Source organism: Mycobacterium sp. (genome assembly GCF_039583785.1).
Lineage (GTDB): Bacteria > Actinomycetota > Actinomycetes > Mycobacteriales > Mycobacteriaceae > Mycobacterium.
The window spans coordinates 1-6662 of sequence record NZ_JAVKSG010000111.1; the positions used below are offsets into that span (position 1 = coordinate 1).

The window sequence follows — 6662 nt, forward strand, 5'->3', positions numbered from 1 at the left end:
ATTTATCAAAAGATATAAATAATTTTGAAGTTAAGTTTGTAAAAAAATATGTAGATTTATATGATAAACTTTTTAATAGGTTTTTAATTAATGATATAGAAGAAAAAGAACTCAATAGCTATATAACAAATGAAATGGAAAATAAAAAATCAGTAATAGAATTAAAAAAACTTATAGACAATAATTTCATTTTATATACTATAAAGCTATAACATATATGTGGAGCTACCAGATTTTATAAAGAAAAATAAAGACAAAATTATAGAAATTGCCAAATGGAGTAATAAAAATAATAAAGAAAGTGCTATTATACAATATTTAAATAATAAAACAAAAATACTTTATTCTAATAAACAGCTCTCTATAACATATCTTAATAAAATTGCTAAAAATGATTTACATATACATACTTTACCAGAGAATAAAATAGGTAATGATTCTATCGAAACAGAACAAATAGTTTTTAATTATATTTCATTTGACCTATTTAAAGTATTTCAATCTGTAGTTGATATGAGAAATGTTGTACAACGTAACCGCACTTGGCAAATTCTATATGAGAAAAAGCAAAAAAATGACCCAGCTAATAATTATGTTGCAACTTTGGACAGTAAAAATAATGTCTTATATATAAGAAATTATGGTGTTTCTATTGTTAAAGATATTAATTATAATGTTTTAACAGAAAATATAACTAAGACTTTGTCCCAATTTTTAGAAGAATTTAGAATAGTATATGACGCACATTACGTATTTTATGACCAAGATTTAACTACTAAAGATATAGATGAACTCCACGGTGCTATAACAAATGAAATGAAAAATAACGAAACAACAAAAAAACTAAAAGAATATTTAGATAATAATCTAATTTTATATACTATAAAGTTATAATATATAATGGAACTACCTAAATTCATTGAAGAAAATAAAAACAAAATTATAGAAATTGCAAAGTGGAGTAATGAACACGATAGAGAAAGTGCTATTGTGCAATATAAAACTGGTAAAATAAAAATAATATTTGGAGAAAATAATATTGGTCTTAAAGTTCCTAACTGGTTTGTAAAAAACACTTTTCATATACACTGTTTGCCAGAAGAGATAAAAAACTATAATAAAAACGAATTACACAATTACATATTGAGAAATATAATATATGTGTTAATAAGAACTGGAGCATCAGAATATGATATGACTTTCACCATAAAGCATAAGCGTGTAAAAAATTATGTTGCAACCTTAAAAAATAATGTATTATATATAAGAGAATTTTCTTATCATATATTTGATAAAGAATTTATAAATAATTATTATGAAGTTATAGAAAATTTTGTAAAAACAATAGTAAATAATATAAAAGATATTAATAATATTGATGAAATAGACTTTTCCAACATCGGAGTTTTAACCAATAATAAAAATATAATTAATTTTACTTCTATAGTAAATTCTACTTATCTATATACCATAGAATTGTAACATAAACCCCCAGAAAAATGCATAAAAGTGACCAAAAAACACGCATGAAACTATTTTATGGTTAATTATATATCCACTGTATTAGACGTGTATAAAATAACAAAAATGTTTTTCTCTTATAAATTTCTCAACAAAATGTTTTCTATTAAATTTATAAGAAAAAACATTATAATTCCATAATTCACTGTTTATAAATATCACCATATATTGTTTTTGTTTATAATATTTATAGCTGTTTTCCATGTTGAATTATTCCTGTATGGAAGGAGAGTTCTTGCTTTGCTTAATGCATCCTCTGGTCTTTTAAACTTATCATGCAAACTCAAGAGAGTTGTAATTTCTTCAAGAATTGTTAAGGATGTTGATTTTCCATTCATAAAAAGAATTTTTTTCATGACTTCTATAATTTTATTGTTTATTTTATTTCTTGATTTAACATTAACAAGTTCTTCAAAAAGGACTTTTAATTTATTGTTTACTATAAAATCATATTCACCTGCAAGTTGTATAGAATATGCTCCATGAAAATATATATCAAATTTATACTTTCTTGGTACTTTAACTTTAAAATATTTTAAAAGATAAACAATTATCTGTACCTTCTGCCTTCCACGAGAAGAATAAAACTCTATATTCGTACCTATTTTAATTTCAACTTCTTTTAATAAATCAAAAATACTTTGTTTCATTTTTATTCATCTTTATATAAAACCTTGAAGAGGCATTCTATATAGTCAAAAGAGGTGTAATCATTGGACATCCAGTATTCCATCTGCTTGATTAAATATGCTTTTAAGTCAAAGTGGGTATTATAATGTTCCATAGCATCAAGAAAACTTGTTGATGAAGGTAAATTGAAGTACTCAACAACGTTTATTCCTTCAATGGGTATTTCATATTCAGCAGCAGGAGCATAAAATACTTGCGTAAAAAGATACATTGCACCATTTTTAAATATTTTTATATGGTGCATATTTTTATTAGCTGCAGGCGGTAGTGGTAATATATGTATAAGAGTATTTCCAAATTTATTCATAACAGCATCAGCTATCTTTTCTACCATTTCTGTTCTTAATTCACTCTGTCTTTCTTCTATTTCATATAACAACTTTTTTATTTCTTCTATTTCCATTTCTATCAAGACTTAATTTCATTAAAATATTTAAACATTCCTATTTAATAATAATATCTCCATTTTCTTTAAAAATGCATTCTTTCCATTCATAATTGGTAATTGGAGATTTCATATACATTATATGCTTCCATCTATTTTTTTCTTTATAATACCACGATAATATAATATTATGATTAAAATTCTTAAATAATTTATCAAGTTTTTTTCTGTGTGAATAAAAACTTCTTTTTAAATCTTTCTCTAAAATGGTATTAGACGATGTTGTCTGAATAAAATAGATATTATCAGTTTCTGATATAGCTATTAAATCAAAACCGTTTAAAAAATCGCTTCTATGTGTTATAAACTTTGAACCAACCTTTATTATAGACGGCAATGCCCGGATAACAATATAATTATACTTCTCAAATAATAATTTATCCTTTCTTTCAAATAATTTCCTATCCATTTTTATATATATTTTTATCCTATATATATTTATCTTACTATGTAATATATTATTATGGCAAATGTTTCTTTAGGAATTGTTTCGGATTATGGAAACACAACTTCAACATTAAAAGTTCCAGCAGGTTCAACAGTAAATTTATATGCAACAGCAACAGATATGTCTACAATCGTAGGATGGGAATTATATGAAAATAATGAAATAATAAGTAATGGAAATTCTTTTTATGAAAGTTATTCTTTAACTATAGCTTTAAAAGATTTACCTTCAAATTATAAAGAAAGTTATTATATAATAGTATATACAAAAAATAGAGCAGTACAAAGCAATACTGTTACTTTAGAGACATTTTCAACAAGTTCTTCTACTACTAAGACACCATCAGTAGCAAATACTTCTTCTACTGGTGTTTCAAAAAAAATAGTTACCAATCCATACGTTGAATATATAGTTGCCGGAAGCATTAGTGCAGTAGTTGGTGGTGGAATATTATATTATCTCTTATCAAGAAAAAAGAAATAATTGTTTATAACATTATAAGTTTTTTGAAATATTTATCCAACTTTACTTCAAAAGGATACAAATTTTTGTTGATATATTCAGCTAATTCTTTTCCTTCGTTTTTTGTTAGATTTTCTATAAAGAGACTGTCTGTATCTCCTCCTATAATTAATAAATTCTTTTTATTATAGTTCTCTATAATGTTTTTCATTTTTAAAAGAGTTTCTCTGCCTCTACGTGTTATGTGCTGTGCAACTTTATAGTCATAATATCTGTAGTAAGTATTGCCCCAAATTCCATATATTGCATTTATAATTATTTTATATACTTTTTGATAAGTATCATAATATTCGTCTTTTGTTTCTTCATATTTATTTTTATAATTTATTCTAATATTATAATAATACTCTTCTTTACTTTTCATAAAATCATATAAATAATTATCATAGTTATAATACATAACAACGTGTGGATATAATGAATTTATATCAATAACACAAACATCTTTATGAAGACCTCTCTGTTGTTCCAGTACAAAAGCTCCTTCATATTCGTGCTTTTCAGAATTATTTGGATTATCTAATAAATGTATTTCTTTGTTACTGCTTATCAATAAGATACTGTCAAAAATCCTTGTAGCACTTATTCCTGCGTGGTTTATAGACTGTGAATATATCTCATTGTAAGGTAAATTAAATTCATTTGCCAATAAGTGGCTTAATTTTCTCAGTCCAACTTTATCAATTATATTAGACATTAATAATACGTCCTGTTTATTATAATTTATTAATTCCTCTTTAGTTAATTCATTAAATTCTTTTGTAAAATGAACTTTGTTTCCTAAATGCTGTTCTTCTCCTGCATAGTCTAAACTTCTATAAGGTTTCTGCAAAAAAACAGAATAATATATCATTGCATCCATTTTTGCTATATGTTTATAATACTCATCATTAAACAATGTAAAGTCATATGAATTTCCATTCCAAGCCCATATTTCTGTTATATGCCTGTCTTTTATTATTTTTAAAAATTCAGAAACTGATAAAGCTTTATATTCGTTGTCAATATTATCTTTATATCCAACTATTTCTATTTCTCCATTTCTTTCTTCTACATCAATATCTGCATAGTATTTTACATTTTTAGAATAAGAAATAATATTATCAAGAGAAAGTCTTCTTAAATATGGTATTGTTGCTTCAAAAACCATTGAAAATTTAGTTTTTAATTTAAAAATAACAGAAGGATTTTTTACGTTTATTTTATATCCTTTTACTGTTTTTATTCCAGTTTCAGTATAATACTGTATATCCATTTTCTTTGTAGAAATAATAGCATCTAATTCTTCTTCAGAAAACCTTTTATTGTTGTCAGGAACACCATAAAAATATGGATATTCTAAGTCTTTAAAAGAGTATGAAGTTATTATTCCTGATGGATTTATTATATCTATTTTATTACCATTGTATATGGCATTTACAATTTCCACAAATGATGATAGAGAAATAGCTTATAAATGTTTTTATTCTTTTATTTTTTCTCTAATTAGTGTTAATAGTTCTTCGTTTGTTTTTGCTTTATTAATAATATCAATAAATTCGTCCATATACAAGTTAAAAACTTTTTCTATTTCATCCTTTTCTAACTCTGGAACAATTGAAAATATTTTTCCCATTGCTTTCATACCTTCTTTATCAAATCCGTCTTTATAAAGTTCGTCTTCATCAAAGCCGCCTTCATCAAATTTGATTTTCATAGAAACTTGTATTATATCTATTATATATCTATTAAACAAATTCGTTACAAATTTTGTTATTAGTTCTCTATCTCTTTTATTATAACCGTCTAATTCTTTGATATATTCTGTTTTTATATCATCCAATAACTTCTGTATATCGTCTGCTATCATGATTGATAATATATTAAGTATATATAAACACTTACCAATCTCAAGAAAATATTAAATTTATAGCATTTAAACTATTTTTCATATCATCAATGTTTTTTAAATTAATATTTATTATAAGAGAATGCTTCTTCTTTAATTCATCAAATACCTTTTTATACCTATCTTTTATTCCTTTTTCATCCAGCATAACGTGCTCATCTGGAGCAAAAGGATAATTATTTAAATATATAAATATGGTATGTCTGAAAAGTTTCTTATGTATTTTCAAATCGTGTTTAAGCATCTTTATATTATAAATTCCATTATTATACACTATACTATCAACAAAACTACATCTGTCCATAACTATATTGTCTAAAAACATTTCAGTATATATATCATTTATATCAGTTGGTTTTACAGCGTGATAATAAGGAAGTCTTAATGCTTCAGACATATACTTTGCACAGGTTGTTTTTCCTGTTCCATCTAATCCTTCAAATATTATTCTCATATCTTTACATTGCAAAAAACTATTTAGAGTTTTCTATATTAAGTATTACTATTTTATTATTATTATTTAACAAAACATCAAATTTTTGTGTTAACGTTTCGTGGTGAGCTATCTTATATCCTTTCATTTCTAAAGCCGAAATAAAAGAACTTAAATTTTGTGTTGTTCCATTAGGTTTTATAACAATTCCTTTTTCATTTCTATGTTTAATATTCAATTTACCAAACTGTATTGCTGAAGCTAAAGCAAGACCTGTAAGTCTTTTTGGTTTTCTTCTTACATATTCTTTATTGTTTCTATTTACTACTTGATAACCATTTGCTTCAAGTGCTATTTTATTCGTTATCTTCAATTTTAAACACCTTTCTTTCTTCTTTATTTGTTAAAATTTTATCATTAATTGCTTTTGTAATTAAATTATCATATCTTGAATTTATATACTCTTTTACTTTGTATATTTTTAATAAGGTGCTAATTCCTTCTTGAGTTTCACCGTTTCTTAATTTATTTATTCTATAGTCATTTATAACATCTTTAGCACTTATTATTTTTCCAGAATTTAATAATAAACTAACATCTTTTAAATCCTTTTTAATGCCATTATTAATTGCTTCTTCTATAACATCTATAAATGATTTTGGTTGAATAAATTCTTTAAATTCATTTGTTATTCTTTCTTCTTCAACAGAAGATA

General features: G+C 24.1%; 12 protein-coding genes. 4 read left to right on the forward strand and 8 right to left on the reverse strand.

The window, feature by feature from the left end:
* The 3 genes from ABDV69_RS19530 to ABDV69_RS19540 form a co-directional block, all read left to right on the forward strand.
* A partial coding sequence (locus ABDV69_RS19530; RefSeq protein WP_343577335.1) for a hypothetical protein occupies window positions 1-212 on the forward strand: 212 nt, incomplete at its 5' end.
* 7 nt (window positions 213-219) lie between these two features.
* On the forward strand, window positions 220-894 hold the full coding sequence (locus ABDV69_RS19535; RefSeq protein ID WP_343577337.1) for a hypothetical protein: 675 nt from the start codon (window positions 220-222) through the stop codon (window positions 892-894).
* Between the two features lie 6 nt (window positions 895-900).
* A complete protein-coding gene (locus ABDV69_RS19540) occupies window positions 901-1482 on the forward strand; it encodes a hypothetical protein (RefSeq protein ID WP_343577338.1) in 582 nt (193 codons plus the stop codon).
* A 197-nt stretch (window positions 1483-1679) separates the two neighbouring features.
* Here the strand turns inward: ABDV69_RS19540 and ABDV69_RS19545 are convergent, their stop codons facing one another.
* From ABDV69_RS19545 to ABDV69_RS19555, 3 genes are read right to left on the reverse strand one after another with little or no spacing between them, the layout of a single operon-like run.
* The gene (locus ABDV69_RS19545; protein WP_343577341.1) at window positions 1680-2171 is read right to left on the reverse strand and encodes a hypothetical protein; all 492 of its coding nucleotides are present in this window, start codon (window positions 2169-2171) and stop codon (window positions 1680-1682) included.
* Window positions 2172-2173: 2 nt separating this feature from the next.
* Window positions 2174-2623, reverse strand: coding sequence for a hypothetical protein (locus ABDV69_RS19550; protein ID WP_343577343.1), 450 nt, complete (start codon window positions 2621-2623; stop codon window positions 2174-2176).
* A 31-nt stretch (window positions 2624-2654) separates the two neighbouring features.
* The gene (locus ABDV69_RS19555) at window positions 2655-3065 is read right to left on the reverse strand and encodes a hypothetical protein (RefSeq protein WP_343577345.1); all 411 of its coding nucleotides are present in this window, start codon (window positions 3063-3065) and stop codon (window positions 2655-2657) included.
* A 54-nt stretch (window positions 3066-3119) separates the two neighbouring features.
* Here ABDV69_RS19555 and ABDV69_RS19560 point away from each other — a divergent pair, with 54 nt between their 5' ends.
* The gene (locus tag ABDV69_RS19560) at window positions 3120-3587 is read left to right on the forward strand and encodes a hypothetical protein (RefSeq protein ID WP_343577348.1); all 468 of its coding nucleotides are present in this window, start codon (window positions 3120-3122) and stop codon (window positions 3585-3587) included.
* Window positions 3588-3591: 4 nt separating this feature from the next.
* Here the strand turns inward: ABDV69_RS19560 and ABDV69_RS19565 are convergent, their stop codons facing one another.
* From ABDV69_RS19565 to ABDV69_RS19585, 5 genes are all read right to left on the reverse strand, one after another.
* The gene (locus ABDV69_RS19565; RefSeq protein WP_343577351.1) at window positions 3592-5055 is read right to left on the reverse strand and encodes a DNA polymerase domain-containing protein; all 1464 of its coding nucleotides are present in this window, start codon (window positions 5053-5055) and stop codon (window positions 3592-3594) included.
* Window positions 5056-5088: 33 nt separating this feature from the next.
* A complete protein-coding gene (locus ABDV69_RS19570) occupies window positions 5089-5475 on the reverse strand; it encodes a hypothetical protein (RefSeq protein WP_343577353.1) in 387 nt (128 codons plus the stop codon).
* A gap of 40 nt (window positions 5476-5515) precedes the next feature.
* Window positions 5516-5968 (reverse strand): hypothetical protein, encoded by a 453-nt coding sequence (locus ABDV69_RS19575; RefSeq protein WP_343577355.1) that lies wholly within the window; start codon window positions 5966-5968, stop codon window positions 5516-5518.
* Window positions 5969-5987: 19 nt separating this feature from the next.
* Window positions 5988-6320 carry a hypothetical protein gene (locus ABDV69_RS19580; protein ID WP_343577357.1) on the reverse strand — a complete coding sequence of 111 codons (333 nt, stop codon included), beginning with the start codon at window positions 6318-6320 and terminating at the stop codon, window positions 5988-5990.
* Window positions 6304-6662 (reverse strand): hypothetical protein (locus tag ABDV69_RS19585; protein WP_343577359.1); only part of this gene is annotated, 359 nt, incomplete at its 5' end. The genes ABDV69_RS19585 and ABDV69_RS19580, both read right to left, overlap by 17 nt.

What these genes read in the sequence shown, in the direction of transcription:
- ABDV69_RS19545 (WP_343577341.1), bottom strand. Translation starts at nt 2,171, where the DNA reads ATGAAACAAAGTATTTTTGATTTATTAAAAGAAGTTGAAATTAAAATA.
- ABDV69_RS19560 (WP_343577348.1), top strand. Translation starts at nt 3,120, where the DNA reads ATGGCAAATGTTTCTTTAGGAATTGTTTCGGATTATGGAAACACAACT.
- ABDV69_RS19570 (WP_343577353.1), bottom strand. Translation starts at nt 5,475, where the DNA reads ATGATAGCAGACGATATACAGAAGTTATTGGATGATATAAAAACAGAA.
- ABDV69_RS19540 (WP_343577338.1), top strand. Translation starts at nt 901, where the DNA reads ATGGAACTACCTAAATTCATTGAAGAAAATAAAAACAAAATTATAGAA.
- ABDV69_RS19555 (WP_343577345.1), bottom strand. Translation starts at nt 3,065, where the DNA reads ATGGATAGGAAATTATTTGAAAGAAAGGATAAATTATTATTTGAGAAG.
- ABDV69_RS19575 (WP_343577355.1), bottom strand. Translation starts at nt 5,968, where the DNA reads ATGAGAATAATATTTGAAGGATTAGATGGAACAGGAAAAACAACCTGT.